The sequence below is a fragment of the Streptomyces sp. NPDC001816 genome (genome assembly GCF_042892235.1).
In the GTDB taxonomy this organism is placed as follows: Bacteria; Actinomycetota; Actinomycetes; order Streptomycetales; family Streptomycetaceae; genus Streptomyces.
Genome location: NZ_JBIATY010000002.1, coordinates 881,183 through 898,047, shown reverse-complemented (window position 1 = coordinate 898,047; position 16,865 = coordinate 881,183). Strand labels below are relative to the sequence as shown.

The 16,865-nt window shown below is 69.8% G+C and carries 16 protein-coding genes and 1 pseudogene; 9 read left to right on the top strand and 8 right to left on the bottom strand.

Annotated elements, in window-relative coordinates:
• Positions 1-372 precede the first annotated feature (372 nt).
• Entirely contained in the window at positions 373-1,071 is a 699-nt protein-coding gene (locus ACFYZZ_RS09980; RefSeq protein WP_389173376.1) for a DUF4097 domain-containing protein, read from the top strand.
• A gap of 417 nt (positions 1,072-1,488) precedes the next feature.
• Here ACFYZZ_RS09980 and ACFYZZ_RS09975 read toward each other — a convergent pair whose 3' ends face one another.
• Complete coding sequence (locus ACFYZZ_RS09975) at positions 1,489-2,250, bottom strand: DeoR/GlpR family DNA-binding transcription regulator (protein ID WP_389173374.1); 762 nt, start codon at positions 2,248-2,250, stop codon at positions 1,489-1,491.
• Between the two features lie 89 nt (positions 2,251-2,339).
• Here ACFYZZ_RS09975 and ACFYZZ_RS09970 point away from each other — a divergent pair, with 89 nt between their 5' ends.
• On the top strand, positions 2,340-3,548 hold the full coding sequence (locus ACFYZZ_RS09970; RefSeq protein ID WP_389173372.1) for an MFS transporter: 1,209 nt from the start codon (positions 2,340-2,342) through the stop codon (positions 3,546-3,548).
• 336 nt (positions 3,549-3,884) lie between these two features.
• Here the strand turns inward: ACFYZZ_RS09970 and tsaA are convergent, their stop codons facing one another.
• The 3 genes from tsaA to ACFYZZ_RS09955 form a co-directional block, all read right to left on the bottom strand.
• Positions 3,885-4,301: a tRNA (N6-threonylcarbamoyladenosine(37)-N6)-methyltransferase TrmO gene (gene tsaA, locus ACFYZZ_RS09965; protein ID WP_389173370.1), complete on the bottom strand. Its 417-nt coding sequence runs from the start codon at positions 4,299-4,301 to the stop codon at positions 3,885-3,887.
• 203 nt (positions 4,302-4,504) lie between these two features.
• Complete coding sequence (locus tag ACFYZZ_RS09960) at positions 4,505-5,989, bottom strand: hypothetical protein (RefSeq protein WP_389173369.1); 1,485 nt, start codon at positions 5,987-5,989, stop codon at positions 4,505-4,507.
• 398 nt (positions 5,990-6,387) lie between these two features.
• Positions 6,388-6,780 (bottom strand): hypothetical protein, encoded by a 393-nt coding sequence (locus ACFYZZ_RS09955; protein ID WP_389173735.1) that lies wholly within the window; start codon positions 6,778-6,780, stop codon positions 6,388-6,390.
• Between the two features lie 148 nt (positions 6,781-6,928).
• Here ACFYZZ_RS09955 and ACFYZZ_RS09950 point away from each other — a divergent pair, with 148 nt between their 5' ends.
• Positions 6,929-7,450, top strand: coding sequence for an NUDIX domain-containing protein (locus ACFYZZ_RS09950; RefSeq protein WP_389173367.1), 522 nt, complete (start codon positions 6,929-6,931; stop codon positions 7,448-7,450).
• 194 nt (positions 7,451-7,644) lie between these two features.
• On the opposite strand, the gene ACFYZZ_RS09945 is transcribed toward ACFYZZ_RS09950, so the two are convergent.
• Positions 7,645-8,439, bottom strand: coding sequence for an SDR family NAD(P)-dependent oxidoreductase (locus ACFYZZ_RS09945; protein ID WP_389173366.1), 795 nt, complete (start codon positions 8,437-8,439; stop codon positions 7,645-7,647).
• Positions 8,440-8,706: 267 nt separating this feature from the next.
• Between ACFYZZ_RS09945 and ACFYZZ_RS09940 the strand changes: the two are divergent.
• A pseudogene (locus tag ACFYZZ_RS09940) lies at positions 8,707-9,048 on the top strand (DUF6192 family protein); the annotation flags it as partial.
• Between the two features lie 56 nt (positions 9,049-9,104).
• On the opposite strand, the gene ACFYZZ_RS09935 reads toward ACFYZZ_RS09940, so the two are convergent.
• Both ACFYZZ_RS09935 and ACFYZZ_RS09930 read right to left on the bottom strand, forming a co-directional pair.
• Complete coding sequence (locus ACFYZZ_RS09935) at positions 9,105-9,350, bottom strand: hypothetical protein (protein WP_389173733.1); 246 nt, start codon at positions 9,348-9,350, stop codon at positions 9,105-9,107.
• Positions 9,351-9,467: 117 nt separating this feature from the next.
• Complete coding sequence (locus ACFYZZ_RS09930) at positions 9,468-10,106, bottom strand: TetR/AcrR family transcriptional regulator (RefSeq protein WP_389173364.1); 639 nt, start codon at positions 10,104-10,106, stop codon at positions 9,468-9,470.
• 82 nt (positions 10,107-10,188) lie between these two features.
• Between ACFYZZ_RS09930 and ACFYZZ_RS09925 the strand changes: the two genes are divergently transcribed.
• From ACFYZZ_RS09925 to ACFYZZ_RS09910, 4 genes are all read left to right on the top strand, one after another.
• Positions 10,189-11,793 carry an FAD-binding oxidoreductase gene (locus tag ACFYZZ_RS09925; RefSeq protein ID WP_389173363.1) on the top strand — a complete coding sequence of 535 codons (1,605 nt, stop codon included), beginning with the start codon at positions 10,189-10,191 and terminating at the stop codon, positions 11,791-11,793.
• Positions 11,794-11,911: 118 nt separating this feature from the next.
• Positions 11,912-12,448 carry a hypothetical protein gene (locus ACFYZZ_RS09920; RefSeq protein ID WP_389173361.1) on the top strand — a complete coding sequence of 179 codons (537 nt, stop codon included), beginning with the start codon at positions 11,912-11,914 and terminating at the stop codon, positions 12,446-12,448.
• Positions 12,449-12,489: 41 nt separating this feature from the next.
• A complete protein-coding gene (locus ACFYZZ_RS09915; RefSeq protein ID WP_389173359.1) occupies positions 12,490-12,654 on the top strand; it encodes a hypothetical protein in 165 nt (54 codons plus the stop codon).
• A gap of 255 nt (positions 12,655-12,909) precedes the next feature.
• Entirely contained in the window at positions 12,910-14,955 is a 2,046-nt protein-coding gene (locus ACFYZZ_RS09910; RefSeq protein ID WP_389173358.1) for a HelD family protein, read from the top strand.
• Between the two features lie 109 nt (positions 14,956-15,064).
• Here the strand turns inward: ACFYZZ_RS09910 and ACFYZZ_RS09905 are convergent, their stop codons facing one another.
• Positions 15,065-15,562 (bottom strand): GNAT family N-acetyltransferase, encoded by a 498-nt coding sequence (locus tag ACFYZZ_RS09905; RefSeq protein WP_389173356.1) that lies wholly within the window; start codon positions 15,560-15,562, stop codon positions 15,065-15,067.
• Positions 15,563-15,820: 258 nt separating this feature from the next.
• Here ACFYZZ_RS09905 and ACFYZZ_RS09900 point away from each other — a divergent pair, with 258 nt between their 5' ends.
• The gene (locus tag ACFYZZ_RS09900) at positions 15,821-16,798 is read left to right on the top strand and encodes a hypothetical protein (RefSeq protein ID WP_389173355.1); all 978 of its coding nucleotides are present in this window, start codon (positions 15,821-15,823) and stop codon (positions 16,796-16,798) included.
• Positions 16,799-16,865: the final 67 nt, after the last annotated feature.

The window sequence follows — 16,865 nt, the reverse complement described above, 5'->3', positions numbered from 1 at the left end:
CCGTGCTCCGGGCCAGTGAGGAGCATCGGGTGATCTCGTAGGGGAACCAGTGCAGCCGGTATGAGGCATAGGGGGTGAGCTCCTCCAGGCTGCTCATTGCACCGATCTCGGGCGGTAGACGCTGCCACCCATCGGCCGAGGTGTCCTGGCGCTCGGCGTGGAAACTGACACGGGCTCGCGGATGCCGAAGCCAGCATGCCGGTGGCCCCGGTCGGCATGAGCGTAAGCCCAGTCCTGGCATTGGGGGGTTTTCCCCATCGTGGGCAGCACTGTGGCTGCGTAAAGTCGCAGTGACTGATCACCGATTCAACTCGCTCCACACGGGGGAACTTCATGCGACGCCTACAGACGCGCGCCCTTACAGCAGTCTCTTTGGCTGCTCTCACCATCGGCGGCCTCTCCGCGTGCTCGGCCCTCGACCAGAAGACCTTCGAGGACGACGCCAAGGTGCACCAGAAAATCACGTCGATCCGTCTCGACAGCAGGAACGGCGGGGTAAGGGTGGCCGCTTCGGCAGACATCTCGACGATCTCCGTGCACCGCAAGGTCAACTACCGCGGTGACAAGCCGAGTGGCACGTCGTTCAGCGTCGAGAACGGCGTCCTGACACTCTCCGGCTGCGGCAAGGACTGCGGCGTCAACTACGTCGTCAAGGTGCCCGCCGGTCTTCCGGTGACGGGAGCCACGTCCAACGGCAGCCTCACGCTGAGCAATGTCGGCACGGTCGACGCGCACACAAGCAACGGCGAGATCACGGTGAACAATGCGACAGGCCCGGTGAAGCTACGCACGTCCAACGGTGACGTCAACGTCAAGGACGTCAAGGCCGGCGACATCGACACGCAGACGTCGAACGGCGAGGTGACGATCCAGACGGCCACCCCGCAGAACATCGAGGCCCACACGACGAACGGCAGCCTCACGGTCACGGCCCCGCCCGCCAAGTACCAGATCTCGGCGAACGACTCCCACGGCGACAAGAAGGTGGCGTTCAAGAACGACCCCTCGGGCAAGTACCGCTTGGATCTGTCGACAACGAACGGTGACTTGACTGTGGAGTCGGCAGGCTAGCCGCGCGCTTTCATGAAGCGGGCTGCCGGCAGGTGGCCAGCTCCGTAAGAAGTGCCTCTGACCAGTGAGGATGAGGATCGCCCAGGTCCTCGTTCCCGCACCAGGTGGAGGCACTTCTCAAGTGAGCAAGCGCATCGGTTCCTGCCGGCGAGTGCTCGACCTCGCGCTCGCAGTTGCTCTGTGCGGGGAGTGCCTGGCGGATGGTGGCGACGCTACGGGCCGACGGCACGGTCGGGTCGGGCGCGTCCGACCCGACCGTCTCCGCCTCGTCAACACGCGCCGTGGCAGGTCCCCGCTCAGTCGCGACGAGAGAGTCGGCGGTGCGGCGCTGTCCGTGCGGGAACTCTGCCTGCTCCGGAGAGCCGATGACGGACGGGGCCTTCTTGGTCCGCGGTGCGTGCGCCGCTCGTAGCGGCGTCAGACGGTTTTGACAACGGTGCCGGCGCCGTCGAGCGCGGCTACCTCGTCGGCGGGCGCCGTGGTGTCGGTGACGAGGGTGTGCAGGAGCGTGGAGGGGCCGACGTAGGCGTAGGCGGTGTTGCCGAGCTTGCTGCCGTCCGCGGCGGCGATGATGTGGCGTGTGGAGGCGATGCTTGCCTTCTTCACCGCCGCGTCGTCGAGGTCGTAGGCGGTCAGGCCTTCGGCTGCGCTCAGGCCGCAGCAGCCGACGACCGCGGTGTCGAAGCGCAGTGCCGACAGAGAGGCAAGCGTGAGGGGGCCGGTCAGGGCCCCTTCCGCGGCGCGGGGCCGTCCGCCGGGCACCATCAGCGTGGTCGGACTCGGCGAGTCGCTGAGTATGTGGATGGCCTGCAATGACAGGGGCATCACGGTGACCGGCCGTCCGCGCAGCAGGCGGGCGACCTCCAGGCAGGTGGTGCCGCTGTCCAGGAGGACGGTCTCGCCGTCGGCGATGAGTGAGGACACCTCGGCTGCGATCCGGCGCTTGGCGTCGGCGGCCTCGTGAGCGCGCAGCGCGAAGGGCGGCTCCTCACCCCTGAGCAGCAGGGTGCGCGCCCCGCCGCGGACGCGTTCGAGGACGCCTTGCGCGGCCAGTGTGTCGAGGTCGCGCCGGATGGTCATTTCCGAGGCGCCGGTCAGCTCGGCGAGTTTCAGGACCGTGGCACTGCCCGACTCTCTGACGGCTTGGGCGATCAGCCGGTGACGGTCTGCGTTGCTCATACCGCGATTGAACACCACCCAAAACGAACACGCAAGCTGTTCGCAAACGCGTTTTTCAAACACACATGAAGTTCGTTATGGTCGTTGGCATGGATCCTTCGCTCCGAGCCGCCCGTGTGGCGACCTTCGTCTACTTCGTCCTCAACGGCACCCTGGTGGGCATGTGGGTGGTGCAGATCCCCGCCATCGAGGAGCGCGTGGGGATCAGCCACTCAACGCTGGGGGGTTTCCTGGTGCTGCTGGGTCTCGGGGCCTTCGTCGGTATGCAGGTGGCGGGTCGGCTGGCCGACCGCCTCGGAACGCGAGTCGTGGTCCCCGCCACCGGCGTTCTCTGCAGCGCGGCCCTGGTACTGCCCGGCCTCCCACGGGATCCCTGGACGCTGGCAGGTGCCCTGCTGGTCTTCGGCTTCGGCAACGGCTGCCTCGACGTGAGCATGAACGCCCACGCCGTGCACGTGGAGAAGGCGTACGACCGGCCCGTCATGTCGGCCTTCCATGCCATGTTCTCCGTCGGCGGCGTCATCGCCGCGCTCGTCGGAGCAGGCGCCGCGAGCGCCGGCATGAGTCCGGCTGCGACGCTCGGCGCCACAGGAGTGGTGGGCATCGTGACCGCCTTGGTCTCGGCACGCGGTCTGCTGCCGGCCGCGCCGACATCCGCCACTGCGACCCCGACTGCGACTGCGGAAGGTGAGGGAGAGCCGGCCACGAAGCCGCGCACCGCCCCCCGGCACATCTGGATCCTCGCCGCCGTAGCTCTGATGATCATGCTGTGCGAGGGAGCCGCCAACGACTGGAGCGCGCTGCACCTGAAGACCATCCTCGGTGCACCCGCGAGCACCGCCGCCTTCGGGTACGGCACCTACGCGGCAACGATGACCATCGGCCGCCTCCTCACCGACCGCCTCACCGCCCGGTTCGGGCCCGTGGCCATCCTGCGCCACGGCTCGGCCATGGCCGCCGTCGGAATCACGATCGTGGCACTCTCCCCGTGGATTTGGCCCGTGTTCGCGGGTTGGGCCCTGTTCGGCCTGGGACTGTCCGGCTTGATACCCCAGCTGTTCAGCGCAGCCGGTCACGCCGACCCCTCCGCTGCCGGCACCAACGTCTCCCGCGTCGCCGGGCTCGGCTACCTCGGCATGCTCGCCGGCCCCGCTGTCATCGGCTGGATGACCCACCTCGTGGCGCTGAACCACTCCTTCCTGCTGATGACCCTGCTGTGCGTGATCGCCGCTGCGACCGCCGGAATCTTGCGCACCGGATCAGACCGCACCCGCGAGATGGTGCAGAGCAGCTGCTGACCGCCTGTGCGGCACGGCCCTGACACCGTGCCGCACAGGCTCCCCGCTCGCCCCCAGTCGGCTACCTGACCGGTGGGGAGAAGCCCGCCGCCCCGCAGCAGGGGCCCCGATGCCCGAGACAGACGCCACCCCCGGCCGCGGCGGTGTCGGTGTCGGTGCGATGCTCCCCTGCGACCTGCCCGTCCGGGACGTGCTGCCGTTCGCCCGGCAGGCAGGGCAGAGGTCCTCATCGGGGGTGGATCCAGGAGGGCCGCAGTCGGCGCATTCGACGAGGGGCCGGCAGGTCAGGGCGTCGCTCACTGTTCGCGCGGCGGCGGATCGTCCCAGGCGGGCGGGTCAACGTTCACCGACCGGACCCAGAACCGGCTTCACGTCCACCACCGGCGTCCCATCCAGCGCCTCAAGACCGCTGACCCGCAACCGCAGACCGTCCCGGGCCAAGACCTCGACCCGGTGCAGACCCAGCGGATTCGGCCGATCAGGCGACCGTGTCGCGAAAACACCCGTCACGGGCCGGGAGACGTCGCCGCGCGGGTGCACCGTCAAGACATCGCGCTCCGCACGGTCCAGCCAGGTCAGCACCAGCAGCCGCGCCCCCACCCCGATGCCCTCCAGCCCGGCGGCGACCGCCGGGGCGAACACCAGATCTGCCTCCGGCGCCTCCTCGTCACCTTGGCGCGGCGCATCCTCCAGACGCCGCAACGGTGACTCCACCCGACCGATCGGCACAACGGTGAACGACTGCTCCTGCACCACAGGCTCCTCCCGGCTGCCACATCCGCGACCCGTACCGGACAGTCCAGGCACACTAGCGCCATCGGCCGACCTCCCCGCGCCTACGCCGACGCTTCAAGGGGACCGCCATCGGCCACCGTCGCCGGGCGACGACGCGGGTTGGAGGCGCTGTTGCCGATGGACAAGCAGCGCGGCTGGTCACTGGGTATGCCGGGCCGACTTCATCCCAGGGCTCGCCTGATGACCCGTTCCATCACCGTCTCGGGCAGCGCCGGGTTGTTCGCCGCCGCACGGGCAAGGGAGCTGTCAGGGGCGTCGAGCAGGGTTTCCAGGACCGGGAGGGCCAGAGCAGGGTGGGCGGCCGCGTCGCGCCGTGTGTCGGAATTCTGGGCGGCCAGGCAGAGCAGCAGTGTCTCGGACCGTGCCGCCGGGTGGCGGGCGACCTCTCGCAGGGCGCGGCTGGTGCTGGCCGGGTTCGCCGCTATGCAGTGCAATAGGGCAGCGGGGCAACCGGGGTGGCGGGCGACCGCGGCAAAGACGGGCGGCCCGTGCCGTTCGACCAGTTCGGCGAGCCGTTCGGGAGCCAGTTCCGGCCGGGCGGCGATCCGCTGGGCTACTGCGATGTCCGGGTCGGTGGCGAGCTGTTCGGCGAGGTCGCCCTGCAGCCGGGTCCGGTTGGCGGCAAGCGCCCTGGCCTGCGCCACCCGACTCGTGGCCAGCGTACGGAGTTCAAGCTCGGTGGCGGACTCGACGCGGGGTGCCGGTTCGCCGGGCAGCCGTTCGTGAGCGGCGAGTGTGATGAGCAGGTCGAGCGGGACGGCCGGGTTCTCTGCGATGGCCCGGCGGACCACAGGAGCGGAGTCGGCGGCGAGTGTACGCAGCAGGGCTTCGGGGACGGCGGGGTTCGCGGCGATCACAGCGCGGACGTCGCAGGAGGGGTGTGTGGCCAGCCGGTTCAGGAAGTCGGCGGGTAGGTCAGTGCGGGCAGCGAACGTCTCGACCGCCCAGACCTCGGGGGCGTCCAGGAAAGCAGCGAGCCCTTCAGGCGGCACGGCCGGGTGGCTCGCGGCCGCCAACTGGACGCGCCGGATGCCGGGTGTGTGGTCCGCGCACGCCGCCTCGCTGCGGTGACAGGCACCGCAGCGGGTCGGAGCCGGGCGCCCGCCGTCGGCGAGGAGGGCGGCGAGCAGCGAGGGCGGCGCGTTCTCGTTGTCCGCGACGGCCTGCCGCACGACGGTGCTGGGGTGGCGCGCGAGGTGAGGGAACAGCTCGGGCGGAACGTGCGGGCTTCCGGCGGCGCTGGCGACGACCTCCGGGTCCGGGTCATGGGCGACAGAGGCAATAACGTCGGCGGGTGCGTCGCGGGCATAGGCGACCTCCTGCCGTACCTCGGGGTCTGGATCGGCGGCAGCCTGCCGCCAGGCGGCGGCCGGCGCCACCCCGCCGAGGACCGCGTCGAGGAGCCGTCCGGGATGCTCCTGGGGGATCTTGGGCCACGGCACCAGCCCGCTCCGGATCAGAAAACAGGTAAGCGACGGATTGCCGACGGTGAGCAGGTCCCTGACCTGTGGGGGTGTCAGCCGTTCACGATCGGCCAGCGCGAACAGGACCTCCTCGTCGCCGCTCGCCACGAGCCGGGCGAACAGTCCCGCGGGCAGGGCCGGGTTCTCGGCCAGCCCTAGCAGCGCGTCACGCAAGCGGTCCATCTCCCAACGATTAGGCCTGCCTGCCACCTGCCTGGCTGCCGGCGGCAGGTCGATGTAACAGGAAGGGCGCTCGAACATCCATCGCATATTGCTGGGGACACTGGCAGACGGTCAGGACGGCTGGTGACCGGCTGACCGCTGGTGACGCCGGCCAGGGTACTTCCTGTGGATGACCTCGCAGGCCAGAAGTGGGGGCGGTCGGAGTTCCTCCTGGGCTTCCTCGACCTCCGCGAGCGTCTTCCCCTCGACCGACCGGCGGGCCTGCCACGCGAGCATGGCCTTCGGCAACTTCGCCGACGGCACCCTCTCGCCGGCCGGAACAACCTGCCGCCAGGACAAGCCGCCGTTCCCGGCACCCGAGCCCGGCGGCGGCGCGCTGGCGGGCGAGATGCCGGGCGTCAGCCCTTCACACCCACGACCTGCTTGAGCTTCGTGACGACCTCGACCCGATCCCGCTGCTGGTCGATGACCTGGTCGACCGGCTGCAAAGGCCACCGAGCGCGACGAGGCGAAGGGCCCTGCATGGAAGGACGAACAGCGGCCCGTCGTGAAAGACATGCGGTGTAGACGCCTGGCTCTGCTTCGAGGACGAGGCAGAGCCAGGGCCCCGCACGGACGGCCCGAAGCATGTCCGCCAACAGGCTGCACACGGTGTCGTCCTCGAACGTGGTGCTTGCGGCTGCGAGTCCGGCTCTCACCAGGTCCCGGCGGCGCAGGATCACCGAGGCTCGCCCGTCGCGGTCGACCAGGCAGTCCGTGGTGAACTCAAGGCCGTAGACCCGCTCTTGCACGATGAACTCAGGGATTGGTTCGCACCGGAGGCCGGGCCGACCTGCGTCCCGTTCGGATCGTCTCTGCCGTGCGTGAGGCGGCGCGCAGGGCGTCCGGGACGTCGTCCGTTGCCATGCTGGTGTCAGACCGTCGCCTTATGTTGGCCCAGTGATTCGTGAAGCGCTTGAGCACCGGGTGATAGAGGCCGCGGCCGCCGATGTCCGGCTGGCGAGAACGGAATTCGACGGGGCCGGCATGTGGCTGACGGCCGTCGGTCAGGGGCCCTCGGAGCCTCTTGCCGCAGAGGTCTGGGTCTTCAACGCGGATCTCGCTCGGGTGCTGCTGGTTCATCACCGCTGGCGGGGTTGGGTTCCGCCGGGCGGGCGCGTCGAGCCGGGGGAAACGCCCCGAGAAGGGGCACGCCGTGAGCTCTTCGAGGAGACCGGCGTCAAGGCGGAGCTACTACCGGAGCCGGCGATGGCGACGGTGCGTTCCTATCGCCCGGGGTGGGCGGCTACACTCGGGCTGTCGTTCGTTGCGGTCGTGGATGGCGCGACGCCTTTGGCCGCAGAGAGTGGACAGCCGGCAGCCTGGAAGTCTCTGAACGAGGACTGGGCCAGCTACTTCCCCGAGGACGCATCCCGCATACGTCAGCATGCGCGACGGCTGCGCGAGGTCTCCGGCCGCTGATAGGAAGCTTCGGCAGGACCGCCAGGTTTCGACAGTCGGCCGGAGGCCAAAAACAGGGGCGGCGTTCACCGCGAGGAGGACCGTCGTGGCGGACACCGCCCTCCGCGCCGGAGTCTCCAAGGTCCGGGGACACCCGTATCTACAGCCCAGGACGTCCAACATCGTCCTGGGCAGAGCCCCAGCGGGGCATGAGATCACACCGTCTTGACCTGGCCACCGTCGATGGTGAACTCGGCACCGGTGATGTTGCCGGCGAGTGGCGAGGCGAGGAAGAGAGCCAGATCGGCGACTTCGTGGGGTTCGGTGACCCGTCCGGTGGAGATGCCCATGCTCTGGGGCACGACCACATCGATGGCTTCCTGTGCGGTGGTTCCGGCCTGGGCTGCCGTCGCGTCGGCGAAGCCACCTGGAGCGGTCCAGAAGGGAGTCCGGACCGGTCCTGGGGCGATCGCATTGACCCGGACACCCCGCGGTGCGAACTCCTCGGACAGTGACTTGGTCAGGCTGGTCAGCCCGGCCTTGGCCGCGGAGTAGTCCACGACCATGGGGAATGGCAGGCGGGCGTTGATGGAGCTGATGTTGATGATGGACGCCTCGCCCGCGTCCAGCAGGTGGGGCAGCGCCGCGCGGCTGGCCCGGACCGCGCTGAACAGGGTCATGTTGAAGATCCGTTGCCACTCGGCGTCGTCGATGTCCAGGAAGCTCGGACGGGACGTCGCGGTACCCAGATTGTTGACCAGGATGTCGACCCTGCCGTACTGGTGCGTCGCGAGCCTGACGAGCGTGTCCGGTCCCTCTGCGGTGGACAGGTCGACCGGGACTGCGGTGACGCCGTAGTTCTCATGGAGCGCTTCGAGCTCGGGAGTGACGCTCCGGCTGCCGGCGACGACGTGCGCGCCTTCGCGGGCGAACGCATCGGCGATGGCGAGGCCGATGCCCTTGCTCGCCCCGGTGACGACAGCGACCTTGTCTTTGAGCTGGAGGTCCATGGGGGCTCCTTTTCCGCGTTGATCACCGCATATGTCGAGAGTACGTGGAACCGGCGCCGTCGGCCCGGGGCGAGCGGCCTCGCTCGGTCTCGTGGCGATCCCTCACCCGCAAACCGCACGAGCCGGGCCAGGCCGGGCCACGGAGCGGTTTCATCCGAAGTCGGCCACTCGCCACAGAGCCGACCTGCGCTCGGTGTCGAAGCCGGCCACCGATGACCTGTTCACCCTGATGGAGTCTTGCAGCAGCCGGCGGGACGAGCGTCCTGCATGCCACCCCCGTCGAGTAAGTGCGGGGTCGTCACGGAGCCGACGAGGGGCGACACCTTCACCCAGGAGGCCACTACCCGTCTGCTGCGTCCCCCGGACGTCACCCGGAAGGCGATACGTGACGACACCACAGGGAGGCTCGTCAACCGCGCCCAGTTCGACAACTCCGCCGAGACGCGTGACCGGATCCGCGAACACACCACGGCCGTTCGTACGATCGAGCACACCATCGAGTACCTCGACCTGGCCAGGTCCTGCCGCAGTTCCGTGGCCACCTTGGGCCTGCTGGTCCCGCAGCTGCGTGGGCAGGAGCTCACCGACGACGAGCGCGAGACCTTACGCCACCAGATCGGCGGATCCGCGCGGGGCCGGCGACACCGCGGGCGCACCGCCACCAGTCACTCGGTCGGTGTCGCAGCCCGGTCCGGGAAGAACTCGGCACTTTGCACGTACTCCATCGCCTTGGTGAACTCCGGGTCGCCGAGGCGGCGTCCCATCTCCTGCGGGCTCACGTCCTCCACGCGTGTCTGGATCCAGTACAGGCTGCCCAGCGGATCGCGCACCCGGCCGACCCGGTCGCCGAAGAAAAGGTGGGTGACCTCCGTGACCGAGGTACCGCAGGCCTCAACGGCCTGCCGGTGCACGGCGTCGGCGTCCTAGACGTAGAGGCGAAGAAACCAGCCACCCACGCCCGGCTCCAGGGGACATGCTCACGGGTTTGGACAGTTGGGGGTGGAGGTGGGGGTGTCGGTCCGTCCCGCTCACCTGGTCTCGTCGCCGGCGGCGAGGAGGGTGCGGCCGGCCGCGAAGAGCCGTGCGCAGCGTTGCGTCATGGCTTCGGGTGACTGGTCGGGGTGGTTGACCCACCAGCGGACCAGGGCGGTGCACAGGCCGCGCCAGGCGTATTTGAGGGCGTCGGCGTCGAGCGGGTCGCTCGATCCCGCCGCTTGCAGGAGGTCGGCGGTGCCGGTCGCGGCGAGGTCGTCGATGGCGCTGCGGTAGTGCGCCGCGCGTCGGGCGGCGTCGCTGTCGGGCGGGAGTGTGGCGTCGTAGAGGACGAACCATGCCTCGCGCTGTCCGTCCAGGGCGGTGAACAGGGCGTGCAGCACACGCAGGGAGGTGGGCGGCGCGTCGGAGGCGTGTTCGGCCATCGCGGAGCGGATGGCGTCCAGCAGTCGGTCACCCACGGGGTTCAGGCAGGCGAGGTAGAGGTCCTGCTTGCTGCCGAAGTAGTGGTGCAGCAGCGGCTTGGTGACGCCCACGCGGGTGGCGACGGCGGCGACGGTGGTGGCTTCGTAGCCGTGGCGGCCGAACTCCTCGGTGGCCGCGGCCAGGACCTGTCGTTCGCGCGCGGCCCTGGGCACGCCCTTGGTGCCGGCCCTGGAAGGGAGCGTTGTCATAGACCTGATATTACCCTAGGGTAATTTTCCGTTGGGTAAATTGCCTGGACCTCCGACCTCGGACCTTGCTGGGAGCACACTCATGCCTGCCACCCCGCCCCGCCCCGGCGCCTCCCGCACCCGCTCCTGGTGGGGCTGGGGTTATGCCGACGCCCACCCCGACGACGCCGAATGCATCGCCATGGGCGCACTGCTGCCGGGCACACTCGCCCGCCCTCTGCCGATACCCCAGGTCGCCGACCTGCCCATCGCCCGTCCCGCCGCGACACCCCCGCCCGCACTGGCACACCTGGTCACCGCCGATCCCCAGGCGCGCGCCGCCCACGCCATGGGCAAGGCCTACCGCGACGTCATCCGGGCCCTGCGCGGCCGACCCGGCAGGATTCCCGACCTGGTCGCCCGACCGACCGACGACCAGGAGGTCGCCGACCTGCTCGACTGGGCCGGCGAGCACGGCGTGGCCGTCCTCCCCTTCGGCGGCGGCTCCTCGGTCGTCGGCGGTGTGGAGTACCGCGGCGACACCCACCGCGCCGTCCTCTCACTCGACCTCACCTCCATGGACCGGGTCCTGGAGATCGACACCGCCAGCCGCTCAGCCCGCATCCAGGCCGGCGCGCTCGGCCCCGTACTCGAAGAGCAGCTACGGCCGCACGGTCTCACCCTGCGCCATTTCCCGCAGAGCTTCGAGTTCTCCACCCTCGGCGGCTGGCTCGCGACCCGCGCCGGCGGCCACTACGCCACCGGCCACACCCACATCGACGACTTCGTCCAGTCCCTGCACGTCGTCACACCCGCCGGCGCCGGAACGTCCTGGCGCCTGCCCGCATCCGGCGCCGGCCCTTCCCCCGACCGCCTGTTTCTCGGCTCCGAGGGCGCCCTCGGCGTCATCACCGAGGCCTGGATGCGCCTGCAGGAACGCCCACGGCACAAGGCCTCGGCGTCCGTGACCTTCACCGACTTCCACCAGGCGCTCGACGCGGTACGTGCCATCGCCCAGTCCGACCTCGCCCCCGCCAACTGCCGCCTGCTCGACCCCGGCGAAGCACTGCTCTCCGGTGCCTCCCACGACGGCTCCTCCGTCCTGATCCTCGGCTTCGAATCCGCCACCACCCGCGTCGACGACCGCCTCACCGACGCCCTCGACCTGGCCCGCGCCCACGGCGGCCGCGCCGGGACACCGACCACGGACCGGGACGCCCCGGCCGACACGGCCGTGACCGCCTGGCGCTCCGCGTTCCTGCGCATGCCCTACCTACGCGACGGCCTGGCCCGCATGGGCGCCGTCGTCGAAACCTTCGAAACCGCCGCCACCTGGGACAGGATCCCCGCCCTCATCGATGCCGTCCGGACCGAGGTCAGCGCCACCGCCCTCAAAGCCACCGGAAACCCCGCCACCATCAACTGCCGCCTCACCCACGTCTACCCGGACGGCGCCGCCCCCTACTTCACCGTGGCCGTCGCCGGCCGACCCGGCAACGAACTCGACATCTGGGACGACATCAAAGCCGCCGCAAACGACGTCCTCCACCGCCACCACGCAACCATCACCCACCACCACGCCACCGGCCGCGACCACCGCCCCGCCTACGACCGCCAACGCCCAGAGCCCTTCGCTCTCGCGCTGCGCGCCGCCAAGGACGCCCTGGACCCCCATCGCATCCTCAACCCGGGCGTCCTCATCGGCTGACGACACGCCCAGAGGCAGGCAAGGACCGCGTCAGCTGCCCCAACAGCAATCGCAGAGGGACACCCGCGACGACGGGCCACGGACGGCAATGGCCTCCACCCACTCCTGATGGTGGGATGTGCTGGTGTTCTACGAAGACCTCAGCGCCTACAGCTATTCCGATGACGGAGACACGTTCACCGACTGCACCACTGGCGTGCGCTTTGTCAGCTTCCAGCCCGCCTACGAGCGTCTCAACGTGGGCTGGCTGGAAGCCGCACAGCCCTGGACGCAAGGGCCGGTCTCCGACGGCTTCACCGACAAGCTGGTGAAAATCTTGGCAGTACAGGAAGTGAACGGGACGTTGCGGCTGCACCACTGCGATTTCTGTCCGGTACTGGACGACTCCAACCAGTGGTTCACTCCCCGGCCAGGGCATCGCTGTGCCAGTGCGGGCACCAGCGAGATCCGTGTCCCTGGCCCGCCCGGCATCGCCTTCGCCGCTCCGCAGTTGGTCGGACACTACGTAGCCGACCACGGCTACCTGCCACCTGAAATGTTCGTCGACGCCGTGTTCGCCTTCGATCTGCAGATGGCGTCCTCCACCTTGTACCCCTGGATCACGTTCCCCTGGATTACTGATGGTGCCGACTTGTACGACGCCAGGTACGAGTGACGCTGACTGCTGGGCGGATTGGAGAGTGGGTCCTGACCGGGTTGCGTGAGTTGTTGGCCGAGGGCCTGGTGGTGGAGTGGTCGGTCAGCGGCGAACGGATCGTAGGGCCGGCGCACTACGTCCGCATGGCCGGCCGGGAGTACTGGACCGAGTTGGGCTCCGATCCGTCGCCGGAGTGGCGGGCCGGCCTGGTTCAGCCGTTGTGACAGAGCCGGCCGACGCCAGCGGGCCCGCCGACAGCACGTCAGCGGCGCGAGCAACCGGAATTCGATGCCGGAACCGCAGGCGGGCGTGGTGCCGCATCTGAGGCCACATTCCACCTGGGCTGGTCAAAATTTACTTTCCCGGAATCCGTCTGCATAGTGGCGCCTCGAAATAGCGGCGGGCTGAACAGGGAGGGGCTTTTCTTGTCGCCGATCAACGATGGTGCCGCGCGCGAGGTGGAGCTTGAGCGAGTTCAGGTGTCCGTCATTGGCGAGCTGTTGGACGAGCGACTGGCCGGGACGCGGGCGCAGCTGGCCCACGTGCTCGCGTCGCCGTCCGATGGTGCGGGTGAGACGTACGAGCGGGAGGTGGCGGCCGGGCGACTGGCGGGGGAGGTTCGTCGGCTGGAGGGAGCCGAGGACGGGTTGGTCTTCGGCCGGATCGACCTGGCGGACGGGACCGTCTTGCGGATCGGGCGGCTGGGGCTGCACAGGGACTCGGACGAGCTGCCACTGCTGGTGGATTGGCGGGCCGAGGCCGCGCGGCCTTTCTATGAGGCGACGCCGGTTCATCCCATGGGGTTGCGGCGGCGCCGCCATCTGCGCCTGGCGGGACGCACGGTGGTGGGGGTGAGCGACGAGCTGCTTGACGGCTCCGCACCCACCGGACATGACGTGGTCGGCGACGGCCCGTTGACGGCGGCGCTCCAGGAGAGGCGCACGGGGCGGATGGGTACGGCGGTTGCCACGCTCCAGGCCGAGCAGGACGCGATCGTCCGGTCGCCCAACCGCGGGGTAACGGTGGTGCAGGGTGGTCCGGGCACCGGAAAGACGGTCGTAGCGCTGCACCGCGCCGCGTATGTGCTGTACGCGTTTCCGAAGGCATCGGAGCGCGGCGTGCTCGTACTGGGGCCGAACGCGCGGTTCCTCGACTACATCTGTCAGGTCCTGCCCTCGCTCGGGGAGAGCGACGTCGTCCTGGCAACGTGCGAGGAACTGGCCGGCGTCGTGCCGGGCGCCACGGACCCCTTCGAGGTGGCGCGCCTGAAGGGGAGTGCCGCACTGGCCGACGGGCTGGCCGCTGTGGTCCGTTCACGGCAGGCCCCGGGCGGTGACTTCGACGTCCGGGTCGGGCAGGAGTGGATTCGTCTGCAGGAAGGGGATGTCGCACAAGCGCGGGAGTCGGCACGGACCAGTGGTCTCGCGCACAACCCGGCGCGTCGGCTGTTCAAGGAGCTGCTGGTCGACGCTCTCGTCCGTGAGCTTGCCCGCAGTGGCGCCGAGGCGCTTGAGCGTATCGACGCTGAGGTCGCGCAGCTGACCGGCCTCGACCTGGACCGGGCTGCGGCAGCGGACCTGCGCCGCCTCGGTGTTGAGGACACGCCCGCCACAGGTGCCGACGAGTTCGACGCCGACGCCGTACGCGCCGACCTCCTGGACGATGCCTTGCTCGATCAGGCCGTCGAGGACCTGTGGCCCCGGCTCACGCCCGGCGACGTGGTCCGCGCCCTGCTGACGGATGCTGACGCGCTGGCGGCGTACCTGCGGCAGTTCACCGACGACCAGCGGGCCCTGCTGTGGCGAACGCCCGGTGCGCCCTGGACGGATGCTGACGTGCCGCTTCTCGACGAGGCGGCGAGCCTGGTCGACGGCCCGCCTGAGCAGGCCTTCGGGCACGTCGTCGTCGACGAGGCACAAGAGCTCACCGTCATGCAGTGGCGGATGATCGTGCGCCGTTGCCCGGGCAGGTCGATGACGCTGGTAGGAGATTTCGCCCAGGCAGGCCCGGCGACGGTGGCCCGGGACTGGAAGGAGGCTCTCGGCCCGGACCTCGGGAGGCGCTTCGACCTGCGAACGCTGACCGTCAGCTACCGGACCACCCAGGAGATCCTCGCCGCCACAGGGGACTTGCTCACCCGGATCGCCCCGGGCCGGCCGGCAGTCCGGTCGATCCGACGCGGCGAGGTGCCTCGAACCCTCGCCGCGGCCCCGGAGTCGCTCGTCGCCGCCCTTGTGCGGGAGCTGCGGGAGCAGGGCGCCGCGTACCCGGGCGAGTTGATCGGGGTGATCTGCGCCGATGGCAGGACGGAGCAGCTCACGGCTGCGGGAATCGAGCAGCATGCCCGACTGGTGCCGGCCTCACAGGCGCGCGGCCTGGAGTTCGATGCTGCCGTCGTGGTCGACCCTGATGGGATCACCGCCGCCCGCCCTGGGGGTGAGCGCGATCTGTACGTCGCCCTGACCCGGGCCACCAAGCGACTGTGCACCATCACCGTCCAGACAGCCTTGAAGACCACGAGGTGAGGATTTCCCGGGCGGAAAGGGCCCGGGTAGCAGTCGCTCGGCGTTCACGGACCAGAGAAGTTGAGCCCGATCCGCTTCCCGTGAACACAGCCGGCGAAGGGCAAACGTGTCACGAGGGGCGCGGCAGTGCGAGCCAGTCCTGCCAGGTAATGTCGCGGCCCAGATAACGGGGCTGCTGGAAGGGCCAGTCGGCGGCGATCCACTGCGGCACCAGCGCGTCGAGCGCGCGCTCCGCCTCGCCGTCGACAAGGTCGTCCACCACCCACCAGGAGACCTCTGCGTCGGAGCCGATGCGCTCGGGCGGATCGATGTAGACGCAGCCGAGGATCGCCGTCTCCTCCTCGTCCAGCAGCGCGTAGTTGAACGACTGGTGCGCGGCTATCTCCTTCTCGTGCCGCAGCAAGTCGACGCGGTCCTCTTCATACGTCATCGTCTCCTTGGGCCAGCCCCAGGCCGGGCCGAAGATCTCCCACAAGCGCTCTCGGGAGCCCATCACGGCGGGGTAGTCGATCGCGGTGTCCGCCTCCCGGATCGGCCGCAGGTGAAGCGCAGTGTCGGGCACGGGCACGTACACGGGGTGGACGAAGTCGTCAGGCAGCCAACTCATAAGGGCCGAGGTTATATGACCGCTCGCATCTACCAAGCCGCCCTCTGCATCGCAGCAACCTTCCTCTGGACCCATGCACTACTGGGTAGTGGGTTGGCCGGCTGATCGATGAGACAGATCGGAAGGGACGTGTCACGGCGCTGACCGCAGCACCGGGATCCGCCCGGCGGGCGACCGTCGAACAGCCAATGACTGGCCCGGAGTTGAGGTTCACTGGTACAGGGGGGGCGCGGGGGCGCCTCGGGACGGAGCCCCGGGATGTCGGACGGCACGGCCGAGCAGGAACGCGTGGACGGGGACCTCGTTGGTGTGTCCGACGAGGAACTGCGGGAGTGGATCACCGAGACCCGTGCCGAACTGGCACGGGAGCCGCTGGACGGGGATCTCGACGCGTCGGCGACGCGGGTCGCCCTGGCCCTGTGGCTCGCGGAGCTGGCCCAACGGCAGGGCGACCCGCGCGATCTCGACGCCGCGATCGCCGCCATCGATCAGGCGCTCGCCGACGACCCCGGCCACCACGACGCGCCGGAATGGCAAGGAATCCTCGGCCAGCTGCACTGGGCCCGGTACGAGGCGACCTACGAATCCAGCACGCCCCCGGACCAACTCGCCGCTCTCCTGGCGGAGCCCATCCGGCAGCTGGAGGCCGCCGCGGCCGTCCTCGCACCGGGCGAGGAGATCACCCGGCAGGTCCGAGCCCGGCTGGGGATCGCCTACGGGACTCGCTTCCTCAGCACCGAGGACCCGGCCGACGTCGAAGCGGCGATCACGCAGCTCGGCGAGGCACTCGACGGCGCGCCCGAACCCATGGAGCAGCCGGCCTTCTTCCGCTTCCACTACGGACAGCAGTACGCCCGTCGCTTCGATCTGACCGGCGCCGACGCCGACTTCGACCGGGCCCTCGCCGAAACACGGCGTGCCGTCGAGCACGGCGAGAACTCCGCCGAGTGCGAGGACGGCTGGTTCCCGATCGCCCGCGCCCAGCTCGCCCGGATTCTGCTCCTGCGGCTGCCGGAGGCCCGGCAGCACCGCAACGCGCGCGATGCCGCCCTGGCCCTGGCGTCGCTTCCGCTGCCGGTGCTGAGGAGTTACGGCCGACTGCTGCGTGAGCGGGCCGGCGAAGAGACTCTGGCGGCGGCCGCCCGCGACGATGCCTCCCGAACTGGCGGCCCAGGTCGGCTCCGTGGACCCGGACGACCTGCGGGGCTGGGCGGGCTTCACCACCTCGGCCAGTGACACGGCAACCGGAAGCCGCCCCGCAAACAGCCTGGTTGTGCACGCAAGAGCGGGCCGTGCCCTGCGA